The organism is Catellatospora paridis, assembly GCF_009720365.1.
GTDB lineage: Bacteria > Actinomycetota > Actinomycetes > Mycobacteriales > Micromonosporaceae > Catellatospora > Catellatospora paridis.
Genome location: NZ_ML769316.1, coordinates 446,946 through 467,987 on the forward strand (window position 1 = coordinate 446,946; position 21,042 = coordinate 467,987).

Annotated in this window: 19 protein-coding genes; 8 read left to right on the forward strand and 11 right to left on the reverse strand. The window is 71.7% G+C overall.

Features of this window, described 5'->3' with window-relative positions; all coding sequences use genetic code 11:
* Window positions 1–45: 45 nt before the first annotated feature.
* Window positions 46–681: a hypothetical protein gene (locus F9C41_RS17600; RefSeq protein ID WP_155387881.1), complete on the forward strand. Its 636-nt coding sequence runs from the start codon at window positions 46–48 to the stop codon at window positions 679–681.
* Here F9C41_RS17600 and F9C41_RS41810 read toward each other — a convergent pair.
* A complete protein-coding gene (locus F9C41_RS41810; RefSeq protein ID WP_269058930.1) occupies window positions 663–785 on the reverse strand; it encodes a hypothetical protein in 123 nt (40 codons plus the stop codon). The two genes, F9C41_RS17600 and F9C41_RS41810, sit on opposite strands and share 19 nt — an antisense overlap.
* 438 nt (window positions 786–1,223) lie before the next feature.
* On the opposite strand from F9C41_RS41810, the gene F9C41_RS17605 reads away from it, so the two are divergent.
* The 3 genes from F9C41_RS17605 (at window position 1,224) to F9C41_RS17615 (ending at window position 4,701) form a co-directional block, all read left to right on the forward strand.
* Window positions 1,224–2,621 (forward strand): DUF1996 domain-containing protein, encoded by a 1,398-nt coding sequence (locus tag F9C41_RS17605; RefSeq protein ID WP_155387882.1) that lies wholly within the window; start codon window positions 1,224–1,226, stop codon window positions 2,619–2,621.
* Between the two features lie 308 nt (window positions 2,622–2,929).
* Window positions 2,930–3,553: a GNAT family N-acetyltransferase gene (locus F9C41_RS41320; RefSeq protein ID WP_230689691.1), complete on the forward strand. Its 624-nt coding sequence runs from the start codon at window positions 2,930–2,932 to the stop codon at window positions 3,551–3,553.
* A gap of 11 nt (window positions 3,554–3,564) precedes the next feature.
* Complete coding sequence (locus F9C41_RS17615; protein WP_230689692.1) at window positions 3,565–4,701, forward strand: ThiF family adenylyltransferase; 1,137 nt, start codon at window positions 3,565–3,567, stop codon at window positions 4,699–4,701.
* Window positions 4,702–4,833: 132 nt separating this feature from the next.
* Here the strand turns inward: F9C41_RS17615 and F9C41_RS17620 are convergent, their stop codons facing one another.
* The 10 genes from F9C41_RS17620 to F9C41_RS17665 form a co-directional block, all read right to left on the reverse strand.
* Complete coding sequence (locus F9C41_RS17620; RefSeq protein WP_155387884.1) at window positions 4,834–6,003, reverse strand: glycoside hydrolase family 16 protein; 1,170 nt, start codon at window positions 6,001–6,003, stop codon at window positions 4,834–4,836.
* Window positions 6,003–7,244 (reverse strand): mandelate racemase/muconate lactonizing enzyme family protein, encoded by a 1,242-nt coding sequence (locus F9C41_RS17625; RefSeq protein ID WP_196279816.1) that lies wholly within the window; start codon window positions 7,242–7,244, stop codon window positions 6,003–6,005. Before F9C41_RS17625 ends, F9C41_RS17620 begins: the two co-directional genes overlap by 1 nt.
* Window positions 7,241–10,816, reverse strand: coding sequence for a glycoside hydrolase family 2 TIM barrel-domain containing protein (locus F9C41_RS17630; protein ID WP_155387886.1), 3,576 nt, complete (start codon window positions 10,814–10,816; stop codon window positions 7,241–7,243). The genes F9C41_RS17625 and F9C41_RS17630 overlap by 4 nt, the downstream gene beginning before the upstream one ends.
* 62 nt (window positions 10,817–10,878) lie before the next feature.
* On the reverse strand, window positions 10,879–11,826 hold the full coding sequence (locus F9C41_RS17635; protein ID WP_155387887.1) for a glycoside hydrolase family 88 protein: 948 nt from the start codon (window positions 11,824–11,826) through the stop codon (window positions 10,879–10,881).
* A gap of 10 nt (window positions 11,827–11,836) precedes the next feature.
* On the reverse strand, window positions 11,837–12,679 hold the full coding sequence (locus F9C41_RS17640; protein WP_155387888.1) for a fumarylacetoacetate hydrolase family protein: 843 nt from the start codon (window positions 12,677–12,679) through the stop codon (window positions 11,837–11,839).
* A gap of 25 nt (window positions 12,680–12,704) precedes the next feature.
* Complete coding sequence (locus tag F9C41_RS17645) at window positions 12,705–13,328, reverse strand: bifunctional 4-hydroxy-2-oxoglutarate aldolase/2-dehydro-3-deoxy-phosphogluconate aldolase (protein ID WP_155387889.1); 624 nt, start codon at window positions 13,326–13,328, stop codon at window positions 12,705–12,707.
* On the reverse strand, window positions 13,325–14,620 hold the full coding sequence (locus tag F9C41_RS17650; protein WP_155387890.1) for an extracellular solute-binding protein: 1,296 nt from the start codon (window positions 14,618–14,620) through the stop codon (window positions 13,325–13,327). The genes F9C41_RS17645 and F9C41_RS17650 overlap by 4 nt, the downstream gene beginning before the upstream one ends.
* Window positions 14,621–14,656: 36 nt before the next feature.
* On the reverse strand, window positions 14,657–15,547 hold the full coding sequence (locus tag F9C41_RS17655; protein ID WP_155387891.1) for a carbohydrate ABC transporter permease: 891 nt from the start codon (window positions 15,545–15,547) through the stop codon (window positions 14,657–14,659).
* Window positions 15,544–16,443, reverse strand: coding sequence for a carbohydrate ABC transporter permease (locus F9C41_RS17660; RefSeq protein WP_155387892.1), 900 nt, complete (start codon window positions 16,441–16,443; stop codon window positions 15,544–15,546). Before F9C41_RS17660 ends, F9C41_RS17655 begins: the two co-directional genes overlap by 4 nt.
* Entirely contained in the window at window positions 16,440–17,255 is an 816-nt protein-coding gene (locus tag F9C41_RS17665) for an IclR family transcriptional regulator (protein ID WP_155387893.1), read from the reverse strand. The genes F9C41_RS17660 and F9C41_RS17665 overlap by 4 nt, the downstream gene beginning before the upstream one ends.
* Before the next feature lie 103 nt (window positions 17,256–17,358).
* Between F9C41_RS17665 and F9C41_RS17670 the strand changes: the two genes are divergently transcribed.
* From F9C41_RS17670 to F9C41_RS17685, 4 genes are read left to right on the forward strand one after another with little or no spacing between them, the layout of a single operon-like run.
* Window positions 17,359–18,495: a mandelate racemase/muconate lactonizing enzyme family protein gene (locus F9C41_RS17670; protein ID WP_230689693.1), complete on the forward strand. Its 1,137-nt coding sequence runs from the start codon at window positions 17,359–17,361 to the stop codon at window positions 18,493–18,495.
* A complete protein-coding gene (locus F9C41_RS17675) occupies window positions 18,492–19,391 on the forward strand; it encodes a dihydrodipicolinate synthase family protein (RefSeq protein WP_155387895.1) in 900 nt (299 codons plus the stop codon). Before F9C41_RS17670 ends, F9C41_RS17675 begins: the two co-directional genes overlap by 4 nt.
* Entirely contained in the window at window positions 19,388–20,086 is a 699-nt protein-coding gene (locus F9C41_RS17680) for an SDR family NAD(P)-dependent oxidoreductase (protein ID WP_155387896.1), read from the forward strand. Before F9C41_RS17675 ends, F9C41_RS17680 begins: the two co-directional genes overlap by 4 nt.
* Window positions 20,077–21,033, forward strand: coding sequence for a sugar kinase (locus F9C41_RS17685; protein WP_155387897.1), 957 nt, complete (start codon window positions 20,077–20,079; stop codon window positions 21,031–21,033). The genes F9C41_RS17680 and F9C41_RS17685 overlap by 10 nt, the downstream gene beginning before the upstream one ends.
* Window positions 21,034–21,042 lie beyond the last annotated feature (9 nt).

Consider the following 21,042-nt stretch of genomic DNA (forward strand, 5'->3'; position numbering starts at 1 on the left):
GGGACGTCGAGAGGATGGTCCACTGTTCCCCGTTAGCCTCACGCCATGGAGCTGGAGGCTGGGGCGATCTTGGCGGGACTGCCTGACCCTGTCGACATCGGTCGGCGGGTCACCCGTGGAGGCCGGCTGGTCATTCGCCTCGATGAAGCCAGGGACATGCCGGCTGCCACGGCCGCTGCGCAGGCCCTGCGGGTTGCGCTCCAGCCCGATGTGCATGTCATTGCCTCGCCGGGGACAACGGGCCGGGGACCGACCCTCACTGTGCTCCGGCTCGTCACCGAGGCAGAGGCGGCGGCCCTGCGTCCGGCCCTTGACCACCTTGTCGCCGAATTCCGGCAAACGGCCGGCGCGCTCGTCGCCCAACTGCGGGCTGAGTCGCAAATGGGTGACGTCGACGAGTGCTGCCCGGAGACTGTCCTGGTTCGGGATGTGATCTGGCACCTGGACCCGCACGGGGAACACTGCCGGTTCGAAAACCCCGCGAGCGGCGAGGTCGTCGAGGCCGACATCAATGCTCCGGACACGGTCGATCCGTACTTTCTCCTGCTGTATGCCAAGACTTCCGGCCGCCATGGTGCGGTCCTCGATGCGTGCGTCGAGGGCTTCCACGACATGTGCCGTCTACTCGACCTCGCTGGCTCCCAGGGTGATGGCGCGTCGCATCAGTTGCTCCCTTGGTAGAGGCGGTTGTCGGTGAGGTCGGCAGAACGTCCGGCCATCCTGCGTGCCGTCGGTTCGTCGACGGTGATGCCGAGGCCGGGTGCGGTGGGCACGGTGCGGGTCATCGGCCCGTCCGGCCCGGGCAGGGGTGAGTCGAGGCTGGTACGACATCGTCAGCACGGGGCAGCGGCAGCCGATCCCGCTGGCCAAGCCCGAGCGGCGCCTGCCGGAAACCGGCGGAACGCATCGCGGTCACCTGGCAATGAAGATGCTCGAGCCGACGTGGGTTGACGGCCATCCGGAGAGCGCTCCCTGGCGGCGCGTCGGCTAAGAGCCCGCGGCTGGGAAGCCTCTCCATCCCGCGTCTGATTTGCGGAGAAAGCGATCTTTGGCAAGCGCACTTCCATCGATTTTGACCTATTGACACCGGTCGTCGAGGGGTTCAATATGCAGAGACAGAGAGCGCTCTCTGGCAAGATCATCACCCCGCGAGCCCCCGCGGGGGGTCTTGTGCACCGGTGGAACCCCGCCGCGACCGTCCCCGCAGAACCGGAGGATCCGTCATGTCCAGTAGTGCCCTCACGGGCAGAATTCGGCCGCGCACCCTTGTGCTCGGTGTTGTCATCACCACGCTGATCGGCGCGTTGCTCACCAACCAGGCGCTGCGCGCCTCCGCCGCCGAGACCCCGCTTTCACAGGGGCGCCCGGCGACGGCGTCGTCGACGGAGAACGGCGGCACGCCCGCATCCGCCGCGGTCGACGGCAACCTGGGAACACGATGGGCGAGCGCGTTCAGCGACCCGCAGTGGCTCCAGGTCGACCTGGGTGCCACGGCCACCATCACCCGCGTGGTCATCACCTGGGAGACCGCCTACGCGCGCGATTTCACCATCCAGACGTCCGCCAACGGCTCCACCTGGACGACGATCAACACCACGGTGAACGGCACCGGCGGCGTCCAGACGCTCAACGTCAGCGGCACCGGCCGATACGTGCGGCTGAACACCACCCGCCGCGCCACGCAGTACGGCGCGTCGGCATGGGAATTCCAGGTCTTCGGCACGGGCGGTGTCCAGCCCAGTCCCAGTCCCAGCGGGTCGTCCGGCACCGGCTGGGTCAGAATGGACCAAGCCGCGTGGAACGCCCAGCTCGCCGCGTTCAACGCGATGACCATCAACCCGGCGCCCCCCAACGCCGTGCGGGTCCCCGAGTTCAACGCCTCATGCGTCTACAGTCACTCCCTCAAGGACGACCCGATCATCTTCCCGGGTCTGCCCGGCGCGTCGCACATGCACAGCTTCTTCGGCAACCGTGGCGCGAACGCGAACACCACCACCGGGTCGTTGCTCGGCAACACGGCGTCGAGCTGCGGGCCGGTGGGCGACCCCTCCGCGTACTGGATTCCCACCCTGTACGAGCGGGGCGTGCCGATCGAGCCGCGCGGCGTCACCGTGTACTACAGCTCGCGCCTGCCCGACCCGACCCAGACGGTGCCTTTCCCGCAGGGCTTCCGGATGATCGCCGGCGACGCCAAGAAGCAGGTGCCGACCCCTGCCGGTGCGCCCAACCAGTTCTGGTGCGCCGGCCCCGGCGGCGAGATCGGCCGCAGCGCCGACGGCAACTGGCCCGTGTGCGCCCCGACCGCCAACCTCACCTACCAGCTGGTGTTCCAGGACTGCTGGGACGGCGTCCACCTGGACAGTCCGGACCACAAGTCGCACGTCTCCTACAACACCGTCAACGGCAGGTGCGCCGGCGCGTTCCCGGTCGCCATCCCGAACGTCTCCTTCGTCATCGATTACCCCACCCACGGCAGCGCCGACGGGTACACGCTGTCCTCGGGCCTGGCCTCGTCCATCCACGGCGACTCGTTCCTCGTCTGGGACAACGCGGCCCTGGGTCACCGGGTGAAGGACTGCATCGTCCAGAAGGCCAAGTGCAACACCGCCGGTACGTTCTGATCGGCTTCCCGACCACGGTATGAGGACGTGGCCCTGGCCGCACGCCAGGGCCACGTCCTTCGCCGTCGGGCTCATTCGGCCAGGTGGTCGTGGAGTCGCCGCATCACCTTCGGCAAGTCGGCGGTTGCCGAACCGAGCGGGCCGCCGCGCCGTCGCATCGCCTGCGCGGGCGGTCAGCCGTGTCGGCGCGGCTCGATGGCCCTACCCGGCCGGCTGAGGCGGCTGCCTACCGCATCCCCTACGCTGCGATAGATCGGCAGACATCGAAGTCATGGCCATGGGGTCCATCAGACCGACAGGGGTGCCGAGTGCCCTTTCCGGTGACCATCGACGGTGGTGACATCGTCCTACGCGAGCTGTGCGAGCAGGACCTGCCCGCGCTGACACGGCTCTACACCGATCCCGACCTGACCCAGTTCATGGGATTCGACAAGCTGGCGACCGACCAGGTGCCCGAGGCGCTGAGAGCGCACCTGGCCGCGGCCCGCCGCACGCCCCGCACCCAGTACACCCTGGCCATCACCGTCGACGGGTCACCCGACCTGGTCGGGGTGGTCCGGCTGCTGGTGGAGGAGTACGGCCGCAACGCGATGCTCGGCGGCCTCATCGTGATCCCCGAGTCCCCGGGCGTGGGCCGGGGCGTGACCGCCTCCCGCCTGCTCATGGCATACGCGTTCGGCCCGCTCGCCCTGCATCGCATCTGGGGCGGCAGGCGCACCGACTACCTGCGCATGCACGAGCGGATGACCCGCCTGGGCCTGGTCCAGGAAGGGTTCATGCGGGAACTGTTCTACACCCACGGCGTCTGGCACGACGTGGTCAGCTACTCCGTCCTTGCCCACGAGTGGAAGCCGGACGGGCCCGAGGTGTCCATCATGGAGTCGACCGTCGGGGCGGCCCTGTCGGCCTCCGGCCCGGCCGGGCTTGCGTAGAAGGAGGACAGGTGACGATCCCGGAACTGCTGGCCGAGCGGGAACGCGAAGGCGACGTGCTGGCCTGGCGCCCCGAGCTGTTCCGGCTGGGCGGCGACGGCGACCGAGAGCGGTTCGAGGCACTGCTGGTCTCGGGGCGGGTGCGCGAGGTCTGCGACACCTTCGCCGAGCAGGTGACCGACCTGGTCGCCGCGCTGCACCCGTCACTGAAAGGTGATCACGACCAGCTCGCCCGGCTCGCTGCCGAGCACCTGGCCGGCGCCGAGCCGTGGCAGGCCGGCACGTGGGTGTTCTACCCGTGGTCGGGGCGGCTGGTACACCTGCTGGACCGCGACGACTTCCGGCTGCTGCGCACCGACCGCAACCGGGGCAAGATCAGCCGGGAGCAGCAGCACAGCCTCGCGGGACGCCGCATCGGCGTCATCGGGCTGTCGGTCGGCAACAGCGCGGCGCTGACCCTGGCCACCGAAGGGATCGCGACCGCGTTCACCCTCGCGGACTTCGACACCGTGGCCCTGTCCAACCTCAACCGTCTGCGTGCCGGGGTGCACGAACTCGGCGTCAACAAGACCGTCATCGCGGCCCGGCAACTGTTCGAACTCGACCCCTACCTCGACGTGGACGTCTACCCCGACGGGCTGCACGACAACAACATCAAGCGGTTCTTCCTCGGCGGCAGCGGCCCGATCGACCTGCTGGTCGAGGAGTGCGACGAGCCGCGCATAAAGCTGGCCGCCCGCGAGTGGGCGCGCACCTGCCGCATCCCGGTCCTGATGGACACCAACGACCGGGGCATGCTCGACATCGAACGCTACGACCTGGAGCCCGACCGGCCGCTGCTGCACGGCATCCTCGGCCCGATCGCTTCGGCGGACCTGGCCGACCTCAGCCGGGCCGAGGTGGTCGAGAGCGTGCTCAAGATGATCGGCGAGATCAGCCCGAAGCTCGCCGCCTCGATCCCGCGCATCGGCGTCGAACTGAGCAGTTGGCCGCAGCTGGCCTCCGGCGTCAGCCTGGGCGGTGCGCTGGTCGCCGATGTCGCCCGGCGGGTGCTGCTGGGCGAGTTGCGCGAGTCGGGCCGCTTCTACGTCGACCTGGATCTGCTGATCCGCGACGGTGCCGGCAGCGACCCGGTGCCGGCCGAGTGATGTGGCCTGCGCCGGTGTCCGTGGGTCGCGCGCGTGCGGTGGCCGCCACGGCCCGGACTACAGCTCACCCGCACCAGGTGCGCGGACGACGTGGCGGCCTTTCCCGCAGACGATGCTCCGACCAGCGACGGATCAGACGCGGACGAACTTGACGGCGTCCGCGCGGGCACAGCCCGAGCCGCTGGAGGTCAGCTTCACCGAGCCGGCCGTGCCGGACGGGAAGTGGTACGAGCCGAGCGACACCCAGCCTGACGTGCCTGTCGTGCCGTTGATGAACGAGGTGCTGGTGACGCCGTCGTGGACGGTGTCGTAGCGGGCGTTCGGGTCACTGCCCGAATGCACGATCTTGTGCACGAAGACCTGGTAGGTCCCCGCCGCACGCAGGTTCGGTCGCCAGGTGGCGGTGTTGCCGACGCTGTGGCAGGTGGCGTACCGGGTGGGCGAGGCGTAGTTCCAGCCGGTCAGGGTGGAGTCGAGCCAGGTGCCGGTCTCGGTGTAGCCGTAGGCGGCCGGCCCGTCGTTGTCGAGGTAGTAGTCCTTCTGCCAGTACCGGATGTAGTCGAACTGCACGGCGGTCGGCAGGAAGGCCGGGTCCGGCGACGTGCCGTAGCCGATGCTGGTCAGCCAGATGCTGGTGTAGTCGTGGGTCCACTGGCTCGGCGTGTACGCGGCGGTGTATTTCAACACCCCGTCCACGTAGAACTTCACCGAGGTCTCGGCCCAGTCGATGCCGTAGGTGTGCCACTGGCGCAGGTCGAGGCCGGTGTTGTAGGTCGAGCCCGGGTGGTATGGGCCAGACGCTCCCCCGCCGTTCCAGGTGTGCACGCCGGAGTGGTTGTTGCGCAGCAGCGCGGGCGAGGACGTCGAGTCGATCTCGAAGCCGTCGATCTCGGTGCGCTGCTCGGCCGGGAACGTCGTGGACCCGTTGCCCGCCATCAGCCAGAACGAGCTGTGCCAGCCCACCCCGTCGTTGATCTTCGCGCGGGTCTCGTAGTAGCCGTACCGCATGGTCTGCTTGCTGACGAGCCCACCGCCGGTGAAGCTCTTGCCCGCGTACGCCTCCTGCTTGAGGTTGATGCTCATCAGGCCGCCGGAGACGGTCACGTTCTCGGGCCGCTGGGCGCTGTAGGCCTTGACGTCGGTGCGGTAGTTCCACTTCGCGGTGTCGACGGTGCTGCCGTCGAAGTCGTCGCTGAAGACCATGGTCCAGCCGGTGCCGGTCGGGTCGGCTTGCGCGGGTGCCGCCGCGCCCATGCCGATGACGGTCGCGAGCACGGCTCCCAGGGTGACGGCGCGTCGCATCAGTTGCTCCCTTGGTAGAGGCGGTTGTCGGTGAGGTCGGCAGAACGTCCGGCCATCCTGCGCACCGTCGGTTCGTCGACGGTGATGCCGAGGCCGGGTGCGGTGGACACGGTGCGGGTCATCGGCCCGTCCGGCCCGGGCAGGGGTGAGTCGAGGTCGGGGGCGACGGCGGCGAGCGGGTTGTCGCCCACCCAGTGCTCCATGACCTCCAGGTTCGGCATCGCGGCGGCGCACTGCAGGCTCGCTGCGAAGTGCACCGCCGAGCCGATGCTCACGTGCGGCGTGGCCTGCGCCCCGAACGCGTCGGCGAGCACGGCGATCCGCATCGTCTCGGTGATGCCGCCGGCCCGGCAGACGTCCGGTTGCAGGACGTGCAGCGCGCCGGCGCGCAGGAACTCCAGCGCCCGGTGCCGGTTGGCCAGGGAGTCCAGGGCCAGCGGCAGGTCGAGGCGGGCGGCGAGGGTGCGGTAGTCGTCGAGCTGTTCGGGGGGCACTGGCATCTCGAAGAAGCCGACGCCGAGTTCTTGCAGGCCACGGCCGACGTGCAGGGCTTGGCGGAGGTCGTACTGCCCGGCGGCGTCGGCGTAGACGGTCGGCAGGACCGCCGCGACCTCGGCGACCGAGGCCAGGTCGCGTTCGGGTGTCACGCCGATGGCGACCTTCGCGGCGGTCCAGCCGGCGTCGCGAAGCCGTTGTGCGGTCTGGCGGACCGCGGCCAGGCCCGCGTCGCCGGAGCCGGTCGGGGCGGCGGGGATGCCCGACGCGTACACGGGCACGGCCGTGCGGAACGCCCCGCCGAGCAGCCGGTGCACGGGCTGGCCGAGGGTGCGGCCCCAGGCGTCCCACAGGGCGATGTCGACTCCGGCGATCGCCTCCAGCCAGAAGCCGGAGTCGTGGCCGCGCACCCGCATCGCGGCGTACATCCGCTCCCAGGTCACCGCGATCTCGTCGACGGAGGTCCCGACGACCAGTGGCGCCAGCAGTTCCGTGACGAGGGCGGCGGTGACCCTGGCGGCAACCGGGGCTTTGCACTCGCCCCAGCCGACGACGCCGTCGGCGGTCTCGACCCTCACCAGGACGGTGTCGATGGTGGCGGAGTAGGCGTAGCGGCGGCGGGCCTGGACCGGGTAGGCGCCCAGCGCCGCGCCGCTGCTGCTCCAGGCGCGGGCGCCCCAGTAGCGTTCGCCGATCGGTTCGGCGAGCAGCGCGAAGGCCTCGACGGAGATGACCTTCATCGTCATGCCACCGGGGTGAGGCGGATCGCGTTGCTGCGCAGGAAGCCGCCGCTGAACGTCGACACGACCCGGCCCGCGCCGGCGGCCATCGCCCAGGTGCCCAGGGTCGTCCAGGCACCGGACTGGGTCACCTGGTTGACCGTGACGGTGGCGGTGCCGCCGGTGTGGGTGACGGCGTACTGGGCGGCGGTGGTGCTGCCGGTGTTGGCCGGGACCCAGATCTCGACCCGGTAGTTCGCGGCGGCGGCGAGGGTCGGCCGCCAGGTGGCGCTCGCCCCGGCGGCGTCGGTGTAGCGGCTCGGGGTGCCGTCGACGCCGGTCAGGGAGCTCGCCGACCACGTGCCGGTCTCGGTGTAGCCGACGACGCCGGAGCAGTTCGGCGCGGTGGCGGTCACGGTCAGCATGACCTGGCGCGGGCCGGGTGTGCCGGGCACCAGGTACGCGGCGGACGGCGCGCTGATCCCGGCCGGGCTGACGGCACGGACCCGGTGGGTGCGCCCGGCCGCCTCCGCGGTGGTGCCGAGCAGCAACTGGTTGACTCCCGCCACCGTGGCGAGTGGTGTCTCCGCGCCGCATTCGTCGACGGTGACGAGGTAGCCCTCGGCACCGGCGACCGCCGACCAGGTCAGCGTGGTTTGACCGGCGCTGGTGCTGCTGGTCAGCGCGGTCGGGGCGGCGGGCACGGCACCGGGCCCGGCGGGCCGGGTGCGGGCGGTGACCGTCTTCGGCGGCGACCAGCCGGTGGCTGTCTGGGTGCGTACCGCGAGCTGGTAGTCGCGGTCGGGCAGCAGCCCCGGCACGGTCAGCAGGTCGACCGCGGCGGCCTCGATGAGGTGGGTGGCGCCGCCGGTGACGGCGACCTCGTGCCGCTCGGCGTGGCGGTCGGGGGTGAGGCGCACGCCGAGGGTGTCGCCGCCGCGCAGCACGCCGTGCACGGTGGGCGCGGCCGGTGCCGTCTGGGGCACAGCGGTGCGGGGCTCGGACCAGGCGGTCAGCAGCGCGGAGGCGGTGCGGGCGCGGATCCGTACGCTGTGCGGCACTCCCCCGGCGAGACCCTCGATCCTGGTGGACGCCTTGAGCGTGGTCAGGTAGTCACGGACCACGCTGCCGCCGGTGCTCACCTCGACCTGGTAGTTGACCGCGCTGGGCACGGTCATGAAGCCCGCGACGAGGCCGCCGGGGATCGGTGCGAGGTCCTGCCAGCGCGGCGGTAGCCCGAGCGCGGCGGCGGTCGGCGTGACGGTGACGGGCGCGGACGGCGCGGAGCTGCCGGACCCGTTGCGAGCGGTGACGGTCACCTGATACGTGGTGCCGTTGACCAGCCCGGTCAGGTCGGCGAACGGGTTGGCGGTGTCGGTGGAGGTGACCACGGTGGACCCGGTGGTCGCGGTGGCCCGGTAGCCGACGGCCCCGGCGACCGGGGCGAAGGCGACCCGCAGTGCGCCGTCGGCGGCCACTGCGGCGACGCCGGTCGGGGTGGCCGGGGGCCGCAGGTCGGCGGTGGCGACGGCCATCTCGTAGCCGAGCGGGCTGAGCAGGGTCAGCCGCTGCCCGACGGCCGTGCCGGGGTCGGTCCAGCCGAAGCCGACCTGCACCGGGGCCGCTCCGGGCAGGAGGTCGGGCAGGTCGATCAGGCGGCCGTCGAGGACCGTTCCGGACGCGTCGGTGACCTGCCAGGCGAGCCGGTAGCCGCGCAGCGGGTAGGCGGGGGCGTCGGTGGCGAGGGTGCCGCGCGGGGTCAGCGTGAGCAGGCTCAGCCGGGCACCGGAGCCCGGTGAGGTGGTGACGGTCAGCGACCTGATCGGCGCGTTGGTCGCCTGCAGTTGCGGGTAGGCCCGTTTGAGCTGCCCCCACACGTTCTGAATGCCCCAGCCGCGGACCTGGTTGGCCGAGGTGCCGCCGAAGTTGCTGCGGTAGTCGTTGAAGGTCCAGTGCGACGAACCGATCAGCCAGGGCCGGCCCGTGAAGGCGCTCGCCGCCGCCGCGGAGGTCGTCGTGAAGTCCACGTCCTCGCGGCTGATCGGGAACGTGAACGTGTCGGAGCTGTACTCGCTGACGAAGATCGGCTTCGTCGGGTAGAGGCTGTGCGCGTGGTCGGCCCCGGAGGCGAAGCCGCCGTACATGTTGATGCAGGCGAAGTCCGTGTACTGCAGCGCCTCGTCGGCGCCGGTGGCCGCGGCGCCGAAGCTGTTGGAGACGTAGGTGTACAGACGGGTGCTGTCGAGCTTGGTCCGGGCGTGGGCGATGATGTCGCGCACGTAGGTCCGCCCGGCCGCGCTCGCGCCCTGGATCTCGTTCGCCACCGACCAGGCGATCACCGACGGGTGGTTGTAGTCGCGGCGGATCATGTCGGTGAGCTGCCCGACGGTCACCGGGTCCGTGGGGTCGAGATTCGCGCCGCCGCCCCACACCGGGATCTCCTCGATGATCAGCAGGCCGCGCTCGTCGGCGTAGTCGAGCAGTTCGGGGGCCTGCGGGACGTGGTGGATGCGGGTCAGGTTGGCTCCGGAGGCCTTCATCCGGTCCAGGTCCCGGCGGATCAGGTACGTCGGCTCGGTGGCCCCGACGATCCGGTCGTCACCGACCCGGTTGTAGCCGTTGAGGCGTATGGGTTCCCCGTTGAGCAGCAGTGACGTGCCCTGGACCGCCACGGTGCGCAGCCCGAACCGGTCCGCCAGCGCATGGCGCACCGTGCCGCCGGTCTTCGCCGTGGTCGTGAACGTGTACAGGTTCGGCTGGTCCAGGCCCCACAGGGCGAAGCTGCCGGCGGGCAGGTTCACGGTGAGCAGCCCCTCGGCGCTGCCGCCCGCGGGGACGCTCACCTGCACGCTGGGCACGGTGACCCCGGCGAGCGGCTGTCCGGCGGCGTCGGTGACCGTGCCGGACAGGGTCACCGTCTGCGCGGAGGTGGCTCGGTTGCTGACGGTGACCCAGTTCTTGAGCTGCGCCGACGGCCCGGCGAGTGTCACCGTGGTGATGACGTGCTGGCGTTCGATGCGGACCGCGTCGTTGACGGTGAAGCCGACGGAGCGGCTGAACCCGCCCCAGGGCCACCAGGCGCCGACGGAGTAGGTGTTGTCGACCGCAACCGCGATCGTGTTGTCGCCGGCGGCGGCGAGCAGGGCGGTCACGTCGTACTCGAAGGCCGTGTAGCCGCCCTTGTGCTCGCCCAGCAGCGTTCCGTTGAACCAGACTTTCGCCTGGTGGTAGAGGGCCTCGAAGCGCAGCCGCACCACCTGCCCGGCGGTGTGGGCGGGGCTGGGCACGCGCTCGCGATACCAGGCGAGGCCGCGGTAGTTGGCGTAGGTGTCGTGGACGTCCCAGTTGCCGGGGACGAGCTGCTCGGCCCAGGCGGCGTCGTTGAGGGCGGTTCCGGCATAGCCGTTGGCCTCGCCGGTGCGGCCGGGGTCGGTGGCGAACTTCCAGATGCCGTCGAGGGTGATGTCGGTCTGACCCGCGGTGTGGGCGTGGCCGGGGGGCAGCGCTTGCGCGTCGTCGGTGGGCAGGGACAGGGGCAGGAGTGCACCGGCGCAGCCTGCGCCGAGGAGTTTCAGTACGTCGCGGCGTGGCAGGGACATGACGCCTCCGGGGTGGGGACGGGCGGGGTGGGAGCGGGTGGGGTGGGCTGGCCGTGCCGGACTCAGCGGGGCACGGCGGCGTCGAGGAGCGCGAGCAGGAGCGGGCCCTGCCCCCACGGGAAGACGCCGGTGGTGCGGTGCAGGTAGATGTCGGGCGGGCCGGCGGGGGTGGCCGCCGAGACCGGCAGCCCGCCGTTCCCGTCGAGAGCGGCGACGGCCGCGTGCAGGCTCCGGTCGGCGAGGGCACGCCGGCTCGGATCGACCATCCCGGTACGCAGGCCGTGCTGGATCCCGACCGCCACGAGCGCGGACACGCTGTGCTCGACGGGGGCAGCCGGGTCGTCGACGATCGTGCGCCAGCGGCCGTCGGTCTCGTACCGGGCCAGCGCGTCCAGCAGGCGCGACGTGCGCTGCCGCAGGGCGCGGTGGGCGGCGTCGCGAGCGGGGTCGGCCGGTCCGAGTGGGACGAGGCCGTGCAGCGCCCAGCCCTGGCCGCGTCCCCAGTGGACGTTGTTGGCGCGGGCCGGGCCGGTGTTGAAGGAGTGGCTGAACAGCCCGGTCTCGTCCTGGAGCCGGTCGCAGGCCAGGGACATCGCGGCGGCGGCCGCGTCCGGGTGCCCGGCGAGCAGGAGCCCGGGGGCGTCGGTGTGCATGCAGTCGACCCAGACGGTGTCGCCGAGGTCGGGCAGGTCGGGCCGGTGGACCGGCAGCGGGACGCCGTCGCGCCATACCGCGGCGACGAACCTGGCGATCGCCGCGTCGACCCGGATCGCAGGGCGCAGCCGGTGCAACTCGACGAGCACCTCGACCGGGATGAGGTGATCGGTCGGCTCCGCCTGCGGACCGAGGGCGGGAGCGGTCAGGTCCGCGACGGCGTCGATCCACTGCGGACGGTCGTAGCGGGATCCGGCGCGCAGCAGCCCGAGCAGGGCCATGCCCTCGCCGAATCCCCAGATCCGGAAGTCGTGGTCGAGCGTGCGCGCTGCCACGGCTTCGATCGTGTCGCGCATCCGCCCTCCCTCAGGCCTGGCCGACGAGCTGGCGCTGGCGGCCGAGACCGTCGATCTCGACTTCGACGACCTGGCCGGCACGCAGGTAGGGCCGGTCCGGCAGCCCGATGGCGCAGCCCGGCGGGGTACCTGTGTTGATCACGTCGCCGGGTTCGAGGACCATGAACTGGCTGACGTGCCAGACCAGGTACGCCACGTCGAAGATCATGTCGGCGGTGGTGCCGTTCTGGCGCAGCTGCCCGTCGACCCACAGCCGCATGCCCAGGTCGTTCACGTCGCCGACCTCGTCGGGGGTGACCAGCCACGGGCCGAGCGGGTTGAAGGTCTCGCAGCATTTGCCCTTGTCCCAGGTGCCGCCACGCTCGTGCTGGAAGACGCGCTCGGATACGTCATGGGAGACGGCGTAGCCGCCGATCACGGCCTTCGCGTCGGCCGGGGAGTCCAGGTAGCGGGCGGTGGCGCCGATGACGACGGCGAGTTCGACCTCCCAGTCCACGGCGGTGCCGCCGCGCGGCAGCAGCACGTCGTCGTGGGGTCCGACGACGGTGTTGGACGCCTTGAGGAACAGCGCCGGCTCGTCGGGCCAGGTCTGCAGCCCCGGCTTGCGGAAGTTGGGACCGATACAGACGACCTTGCCGGGCCGGGCCACCGGCGCGCCGACCCGCTGCCCCGCGAGGTCGAGCACGGGCAGGTCCCCGGCGGCGAAGGCCCGTTCGGCACGGTTTACCCCGCCGCCGTCGAGGAATCCCCCGTCGACGTCCGGGGTGACCGACGACAGGTCGAAGGCGGTGCCGTGCTGGTCCAGCATGGCGGGCCGTTCACGGCCGGCCGGTCCGATCCGCATGAATCGCATCGCAGCGCCTCGCTTTTCCGATGTGTCAGGTGGGCCAGGCCGCCGCCGCGGCGGTGGCGAAGGCTTGAGCGCGGGTGCGCAGGGCGGGCCAGTCAGCGGCGTCGACCAGGGCCGCGCTGACCAGCGCACTGCCGACGCCCACCGCGACCGCGCCGGCTGCGGCGTAGGGCGCCACCAGGTCGGGGGTGACGCCGCCGGTGGGGGCGAGCTTCAGCTCCGGCATGGGGGCGAGCAGTTCACGTACGTAGCCGGGACCCATCGCCCCAGCGGGGAAGACCTTGACCAGCGCCGCGCCTGCCTCGGCCGCGGTCTCGATCTCGGTGGGGCTGAACGCCCCGCACATCACCGGCAGCTCGGTGGCGGCCAGGACGGGCGGCCGCAGCGTCGGGGTGACCAGGAACTGCGCCCCGGCGTCGCGTGCCGACAGCGCCTGCTCGGGACTGCGGACGCTGCCCGCACCGACCAAACACTCCGGCGGAAGCGCGGCGCGCAGTGCGGTGACCGCGTCGAGCGCGCCGGGTGTCGTCAGGGTGATCTCGACCGCGGTGAGGCCCGCGCCGGCGATGATCTCGCCGACGCGGACCGCGTCCGTGGCGGACGGCAGCCTGATGATGGCGATCACTCGGCCGAGGCCGCCGTTGACCGTCATGACGTCAGGGCGTCCATCTGGGACTTCGCGGTGGCGAGCGCCTCCTTCGGAGACGCTTTGCCGATGAGCGCGGACTGCACCCCGTTGGCCAGCGCCGTCTCGATCTGGGCGAACTTCGGGTAGATCCAGAACGGGTCGGGCGTGGTGTTGGCGCCGATGGTGCTGGTGAACGCGGTGACGTACCCGTCGGCGGTGACGTCGCCGGCGGCGAGCCCGGCCTTGGTGGTCGGCGGCAGGCCGGCGCTCTTGAACCACTTCGCGGTGTACGCCGGGTCGCTGGTGATGGTGGCGGCGAACTTCGCCGCGGCGGCGGACCCGTCGCCCTGCAGGACGGCGAGGGCGTGGCCCCAGGCGAGATGGCGCGGGGTGCCGCCGGACGCCTTGACCGGACGGGAGATCGGCATGAGCTTGGAGCCGAGTTCCTTGTCGGCGGCGGTCTTGGTGACCGCACCGCGCCCGCCGATGGCGTCCTCGTAGAAGCCGACCTTGCCCTGGGAGAACAGGGCGCGGGCGTCGAAGCGGTTGACGTCGGCCGCGATGAGCTTCTCGTCGTAGAGCTTCTTGTACCAGGTCAGCGCCTCGACGCTGGCGTCGTCGCCGACGACGATCTTCCCACCGTCGACGACCGGCGAGCCGAACGTCCACATCCAGGCGATGAAGTCCTTGAGCTGGTCGACCTTGGTCATCGCGGCCCACGGCACGACGCCGCCGCCGAGGCCCTTCAACGCCCGCAGGGCCTGCTCGAACTCGTCGACCGTCTTCGGCGCGGTCGTGATGCCGGCCTTGCCCAGCAGCTCGGAGTTGCCGATGAGGCCGATGCCGGCCGACGTCCACGGCAGGCCGTACTGCTTGCCGGCGGCCTTGCCGATGCCGACGGCCGCATCGGTGTAGCCGCCCTTGTCGACCAGGGGGCCGAGGTCGACGAGCTTGCCGGTGGCGGCCAGGGTGGTCAGCCAGGCGACGTCGAGCTGGACGACACCGCTGAGGCTGCCGCCCTGCACCTGCAGCAGGAGCTGGTTGAGGTAGTCGTTGTAGGGGTACGACGCGGTGGTGATCTTGGCACCGACCGCACCGGCGTAGGTGTCGACCAGGCCGGTGAGCGCGTCCTTGGTGGAGGCCTCGTTGAGCGACCAGGCGGTGAAGTTGAAGTCCTTGACCCCGTTGTCGGCGAGGGGGTCACCGGAGGTGGCGGCGGGGCCGCTGGAGGGAGCGCAGGCGGCGAGGGCGCCCGCCCCGGCGGCGAGGCCGAGGAGCTTGAGCGCGCCACGGCGGTTCATCGGTGACAGAGACATCGTTGTTCTCCTGGAGGTGTGGTGGGAGGGTGCTGTTCAGCCCTTGACCGCGCCGCTGGTCAGCCCGGCGACGAGGTAGCGCTGCAGTACGACGAATCCGATGACGACGGGTAGGGACACCACGAGGGAGGCGGCCATGAGGTCGGGCCAGGCCGCCTGGAATTCGCCGAGGTAGGTGTTGACCAGGCCGGGCGGCAGGGTCTGCTTGGCCGGCCCGGCGAGGGTGAGGGCGAAGATGAAGTCGTTCCAGCCCCGGATGAACGCGAACAGGCCGGTGGCGACCAGGCCCGGCAGGGACACCGGCAGCAGGATGCGGTGGATGACGGCGCCCTGTCCCGCGCCGTCGACCTTGGCCGCTTCGAGCAGCTCGTTGGGGATCGTGTCGAAGAAGCCCTTGAGCATCCACACGCACAGCGGCAGCGTGAAGGTGGTGAAGGACAGGATCAGCGCCAGATAGGAGTTGAGCAGCCCATAGGCGCTGAAGACGAGGTAGAGGGTGATGAGCAGCAGCGCCTGCGGGAACATCTGCGAGGCGAGGATCAGCGACATCAGCGACCGGCGTCCCCGGTAGCGGAACTTGCTGAAGGAGTAGGCCGTGTACGCCGACACCAGCACCGTGAGCACCGCGGTCAGCGTGGAGACGATCAGGCTGTTGACGAGGTAGCGGCCGAGGACCGCGTTGTCGGCGAGGTTGGCGAAGTGCTCCAGGGTGAAGTGCTCGGGCCACAGGCGCGGCGGGAACCGGAACACGTCGTCGTTGGGCGTGAACGCCGTGACGAGCAGCCAGTAGACGGGGCCGAAGGCGAACACGCCGATGACGGCGACGGTCGCGGCGGCGCCCAGGTTGCCGGGCTTGCGCCTGCGCGGCGCGGGTGCGGGCGCGGGCGCGGTGGCGGTCTGCGCGGGGGCGTGGACGGTGGCGGTCACGACTGCTCCTCCCGTTCGGCGAACCGGACGTAGACGACGACCAGCACGAGCAGCAGCACCAGCCAGAGCGCGCCGAGCGCGCCCGCCCGGCCCAGGTCGAAGCCCTTGAACGCGGTGTCGTAGACGGCGACGGCGAAGGTGGTGGTGGCCCCGGCCGGGCCGCCGCCGGTGAGCACGTAGATCGTGTCGAAGTGCTGGAAGTTCCAGATGATCTCCAGCAGGACCACGATGCCGATGATGCCGCGCAGGTGCGGCAGGGTGACGTGCCAGAAGCGGCGCAGCACGCCCGCGCCGTCCATGCCGGCGGCCTCGTGCAGCACGGCGGGCACAGTCTGCAGGCCCGCCAGCAGCATCACCATGATCCAGGGAAAGCTGGCCCAGGTCTTGGCGACGATGACGGCGTACATGGCGGTGTCGGGATCGCCCAGCCAGCTGACCGGCTCGGCGATCAGTCCCAACCGGACCAGGATGCCGTTGAGCAGCCCGTAGTTGGCATTGAAGATCCACAGCCAGGCGAAGGAGACGACGACGCCCGGGATGACCCACGGGAACAGGAACGCCCCGCGCAGCAGCGCCCGCCCGGGCAGCCTGGTGTTGAGCGCCAGCGCCAGCGCGAAGCCGATGAGGAACGGCGCGAGCGTGCCGAGCCCGGTGAACACGAGGGTGTTCCACAGCACGGGCCAGAACTGGTCGTCGAGCACCGCGCGGAAGTTGTCCAGCCCGACGAACTCCCGGCCCGGCTGCACCAGGCTCTGTTCGAACAGGCTCGTGGTCAGCGACCCGACGAGCGGGTAGAAGACGATCGCGCCGAACAGCACCAGAGCGGGCAGGGTCAGCAGGAAGCCGAAGGTCCGGTCGGACAGGGGACGCCGTTCGGCGGTGGGCGACGGCGTCATGACTGCCAGACCTCCGCGTGCGCCTGCTGCGACGGCGCCCGGGCCGGGCCGTGGTAGCCCAGGCCCATGCTGATGGAGTCGGCCGCTTCGATGACCGCGCTGGCGAGCATCGTCTCCCGATTCTGCAAGTCGATTGCAGACAGCGGGCCCGACACCGACAGCGCGGCGACGACGGCGCCGGACGCGTCGCGGATCGGCGCGGCGACGCAGGCGCGGCCGAGCGCCAGCTCCTCGATCTCGCTGGCGTAGCCGCGGGCCACGGCCTGCGCGATCGCCTCGTCGAGCGCCTCGTGGGTGGTCAGCGTGCGCGGGGTGTATCCGGGCAGGTCCTCCAGCAGCACCCGGCGCTCGGTCGGGCTGAGCCCGCTGAGCAGGGCCTTGCCGAGTCCGGTGCTGTGCAGCGGGTTGCGCTGGCCGGCGAGCGTGAACGGCCGCGGCGCCTGCCGGCCCTCGAAGTTGAGCAGGTAGAACAGCTCGTCGCCGCGGCGGATGGCGACGTTGGCGCCCAGTCCCAGCTCGGCGGCGAGGTTCTGGGCGACCTGGCGGGCCTCGCGGTGCACCGGGTGGCTGTTGAGCACCGCCCCGCCGAAGGAGACCATGTCCAGGCCCAGCCGGTAGAGGCCGCTCACCGGGTCGCGGTCCACGAAGCCGGCCGTCTCCAGCGTCGCCAGCAGTCGCGACGCGGTCGACAAGGTGAGCCCGACCGCACTGGCCACATCGGAGACGCGCAGCTCGGCGCGCCCGGCCGTGAAGACCCGCAGCACACCGAGCGCTCGCTCGACGCTCTGGTTGCCGCTTGTATCCGAAGCCATGTGAGAAAGCCCCTCTGGAAGTTGCTTGCGCGATACGGCAAGGTATCCCGTATGTTGCAAGGCGTCAATCAGTGAGCGGGAGCACCTTGTGAAAGTAACGGCCGTGGAGTCCTATGTCGTCAAGCTGCGCCCACCGGAGGCCTATCTGGGTGCCCGGCCGGCCGGCGCGGCACCGGGCGACGCCTACTACCTGCGGCCGCCGTGGCGCAGCCTCTACTCCGACCGGTTCGAGTCGCTGCTGGTCCGGATCACCTGCGACGACGGCACTTACGGCTGGGGCGAGGCACTCGCGCCCGTCGCCCCCGAGATCACCCAGGCCGTCGTCGACCGGCTGCTGGCGCCCGTGCTCATCGGCAGCGACCCGCGCCGCGTACGGCCGCTGTGGGCCACGCTCACCGGGCTGATGCGCGAACGCGGCCACCTCACCGGCCACCAGGCCGACGCCCTCGCGGCCGTCGACATCGCACTGTGGGACCTCGCCGGCAAGGCACACGGCGCACCCGTGCACGCGCTGCTGGGCGGAGCCTTCCGCGACGAGATCCCGACCTACGTCTCCGGGCTGGCCAAACCCACCGACCCCGAACGCGCGGCGCTGGCGCGGCAGTGGACCGACGGCGGCGTACGCGCCATCAAGCTGCACCTGGGCCACGGCGTCGCCGCCGACCTCGCCACCTTCGACGCCGTCCAGGCCGCCCACCCCGACCTGCGGGTCGCGGTCGACGCGCACTGGGCCTACTCCCTCGGCGACGCGCTGCGGCTCGGCCGCGCCCTCGACGAGCGCGGCGCGTGGTTCCTGGAGGCGCCGCTGGTCCCGGAGGACGTGACCGCGCACCGCGAACTCGCCGCCGCGCTGAGCACCCCGGTCGCCGTCGGCGAGGCGATGCGCCACCGCTACGAGTTCCGGGACTGGCTGCACGCCCGCGCCATGGACCTGTGCCAGCCCGACGTCGGGCGCACCGGCATCACCGAGGCGATGGAGATCGCCGCGCTGGCCGCCGCACACCACCTGCCCGTCGCCCCCCACCACTCCGTCGGCCTCGGCGTCGCCGTCGCCGCCGGACTGCACGTCAGCGCCGCCGTCGACGACATGCCGGCGTTCGAGTTCCAGCCCGCCACCATGGCGGTGGCCAACCGGATCCTCACCAGCCCGCTGACCGGCGGTCCGGTGGCCTTCGCACTCCCCCGGTCACCCGGCCTCGGCGTCGAGGTCGACATCAGCACCCTGCAGGAGGAAGCATGACCCGCTCGTCCGACGTACGTGGCCTGATCCCCGTCCTGGCCACCCCCTTCCAGCCCGACGGCTCGCTCGACCTGCCGTCGCTGCGGCGGCTGGTGGAGTTCCAGGTCGCCTCCGGAGTGGACGGTGTGGCCGTGTTCGGCTTCGCCAGTGAGGGGTTCGCGCTGACCACGGCCGAGCGGGCGAGCATCCTGCAGACCGTCGTCACGGCCGCACCGGCGCAGCTGCCGATCGTGGCCGGTGTCGCCGCCGTCGGCACCCGTGACGCGGTCGAGCAGACTCGCGCAGCCGCCGCGAACGGCGCCAGCGTCGCCATGGTGGTGCCGCCGTTCATGGTCAAGCCGAGCCCCGCGCAGATGGTCGACTTCTACGGCACCGTCGCCGCCGAGGGCGGACTGCCGGTCATGGTGCAGGACGCACCCGGGCCGACGGGAGTCAACATGCCGGTCTCGCTGCTCGTCGAACTGTCGAAGATCGACGGCGTGACCTCGGTCAAGGTGGAAACCCAGCCGACCACGCCGAAGGTCGCGGCCGTACACGAGGGCACCGCCGACGACTTCCTCACCCTCGGTGGACAGAACGCGCTGTTCCTGCTCGAGGAGTACGCCCGCGGCGCCGTCGGCACCATGCCCGCCTGCGAGTTTCCCGACCTGCTGGCGCCCGTGCTGCGCCAGTGGTCGGCCGGCGACGCCGCCGCCGCACGCGCATCGTTCGCCACGCTGCTGCCGCTCATCCGGTTCGGGCTGCAGCCGGGCATCGCCTGGTCGATCCACAAGCATGTGCTGGTACGCCGGGGAATCATCGCCTCGGCCACGGTGCGCCCGCCCGCCGTGGACGCCGACGCCGCCACCCTCGCCTGGCTCGACGACATCCTCACCGACCTCCGGCTGCTGCCGTGACCGGCCGCGGGGTGCTCGTCGTCGGTTCCAGTTCACCCATCGGGCAGGCCATCGGCGCGGCCTTCACCGCGAGCACGGACACCGTCGTCGGCGTGTCTCTGCACCAGCCCGCCGACCTGATCGCCGACTGCGCCGCCGCTGAAGGCGCCCAGGCGGCGGTGCGGGCCGTCATCGACCGCGCCGGATCCCTCGACGTCGTCGTCCTCGCGGCCGCGGTCATGCCGGTCGCACCGATCACCGCGACCACCGACACGCAGTGGCATGCGGCGCTGGACGCCGTGCTCGGCACGGCGTTCGCGGTGTGCCGCACCGCGCTGCCGGTCCTGCCCCGCGGCGGCACGATCGTGGCGGTGAGCTCGGTCAACGCCACGCTCGCCGCACCGGGCGTGCCCGCCTACGCGGCAGCGAAGGCAGGACTGGAAGGCCTGGTACGCCAGCTGGCCCTCGAATACGGCCCGCGCGGGATCAGCGTCAACGCCGTCGCCCCCGGGCTCATCGACGACGGCGGCTCCCCCACGGCGACGGCCGGATACCCGCTGGGCAGGACCGGGCGGCCACACGAAGTGGCCGCCGCCGTGCACTTCCTCGCCGGAGCCGGCTTCATCACCGGCGCGGTGCTCCCGGTCGACGGCGGCCTGTCCATCGCGTCCCCGGCCGCGTTCCTGCGCGAGGACCTGCGGGCACGATGGCTGTGACCCGACAGCTCGACATCGTCGGCTTCGGCGAGGCGATGGCGCTGTTCCAGCCCTTCGACGGCGCCGACCTGCGCACGACCGCGCAGGTCGGCGTGCACGTGGCGGGCGCTGAGCTGAACCTGTGCGCCGCGGCCGCCCGGGTCGGGCTGCGGACCGGGTTCTGCAGCAGGGTCGGCGCCGACCCGCTCGGGGCCCGCGTCCTCGACCACGCCAGGTCGCTGGGCGTCTCCATCGAACTCGTCGCGGTCGACGCGCGGCGACCGACCGGGCTGTTCCTCAAGGACGTCCAGCCCGACGGGGTGCGGCGGGTGCACTACTACCGGAAGGGCTCGGCGGCATCGGCGATGAACGGCGACGACGCTGCCCGCCTGCTCGCGGATCCGCCCCGGCTCGTCGCGGTCTCGGGCATCACCTCGGCGCTGGGCGACGGACCGCGGACGGCCGTACGCACGCTGCTGCAGCGCGCCCGCGCGGCCGCGACCCTGGTCGCCTTCGACCCCAATCTGCGCCCGGCGCTGGGCGACCTCGACGGGCAGATCGCCGAGGCACGCGCGCTGCTGCCGTATGTCGACGTCCTGCTGCTCGGCCTCGACGAGGCCGAGCCGCTGTTCGGCACGTCCGACCCGGAATCGATCTTCCAGACCGCGACGGCCGCCGGGGTGCGCGAGACGGTGCTGAAGGCCGGCCCCGACGGCTGCTACCACGCCACCGACGCCGGGATCGCGCACCAACCTACGGCCGCGTCCACCGTGGTGGACGCGGTCGGGGCAGGGGACGCGTTCGGCGGCGGCTACCTGGCCGCCCGGCTGCGCGGCGCGACCCCCGCGCGGGCGGCGTGGCTCGGCAGCAGACTCGCGGCCGGTGTCGTGGCCGCCCACGGCGACACCGACGGGCTGCCCGACCCCGAGACCGCGCAGGCCCTGCTGCACGACGCCCTCGCCCGATGACCGGCGACC

What these genes read in the sequence shown, in the direction of transcription:
- F9C41_RS17605 (WP_155387882.1), top strand. Translation starts at nt 1,224, where the DNA reads ATGTCCAGTAGTGCCCTCACGGGCAGAATTCGGCCGCGCACCCTTGTG.
- F9C41_RS17675 (WP_155387895.1), top strand. Translation starts at nt 18,492, where the DNA reads ATGACCCGCTCGTCCGACGTACGTGGCCTGATCCCCGTCCTGGCCACC.
- F9C41_RS41810 (WP_269058930.1), bottom strand. Translation starts at nt 785, where the DNA reads ATGACCCGCACCGTGCCCACCGCACCCGGCCTCGGCATCACCGTCGAC.
- F9C41_RS17665 (WP_155387893.1), bottom strand. Translation starts at nt 17,255, where the DNA reads ATGGCTTCGGATACAAGCGGCAACCAGAGCGTCGAGCGAGCGCTCGGT.
- F9C41_RS17620 (WP_155387884.1), bottom strand. Translation starts at nt 6,003, where the DNA reads ATGCGACGCGCCGTCACCCTGGGAGCCGTGCTCGCGACCGTCATCGGC.
- F9C41_RS17645 (WP_155387889.1), bottom strand. Translation starts at nt 13,328, where the DNA reads ATGACGGTCAACGGCGGCCTCGGCCGAGTGATCGCCATCATCAGGCTG.
- F9C41_RS17635 (WP_155387887.1), bottom strand. Translation starts at nt 11,826, where the DNA reads ATGCGCGACACGATCGAAGCCGTGGCAGCGCGCACGCTCGACCACGAC.
- F9C41_RS17600 (WP_155387881.1), top strand. Translation starts at nt 46, where the DNA reads ATGGAGCTGGAGGCTGGGGCGATCTTGGCGGGACTGCCTGACCCTGTC.
- F9C41_RS17625 (WP_196279816.1), bottom strand. Translation starts at nt 7,244, where the DNA reads ATGACGATGAAGGTCATCTCCGTCGAGGCCTTCGCGCTGCTCGCCGAA.
- F9C41_RS17640 (WP_155387888.1), bottom strand. Translation starts at nt 12,679, where the DNA reads ATGCGATTCATGCGGATCGGACCGGCCGGCCGTGAACGGCCCGCCATG.
- F9C41_RS17630 (WP_155387886.1), bottom strand. Translation starts at nt 10,816, where the DNA reads ATGTCCCTGCCACGCCGCGACGTACTGAAACTCCTCGGCGCAGGCTGC.
- F9C41_RS17685 (WP_155387897.1), top strand. Translation starts at nt 20,077, where the DNA reads ATGGCTGTGACCCGACAGCTCGACATCGTCGGCTTCGGCGAGGCGATG.
- F9C41_RS17650 (WP_155387890.1), bottom strand. Translation starts at nt 14,620, where the DNA reads ATGTCTCTGTCACCGATGAACCGCCGTGGCGCGCTCAAGCTCCTCGGC.
- F9C41_RS17660 (WP_155387892.1), bottom strand. Translation starts at nt 16,443, where the DNA reads ATGACGCCGTCGCCCACCGCCGAACGGCGTCCCCTGTCCGACCGGACC.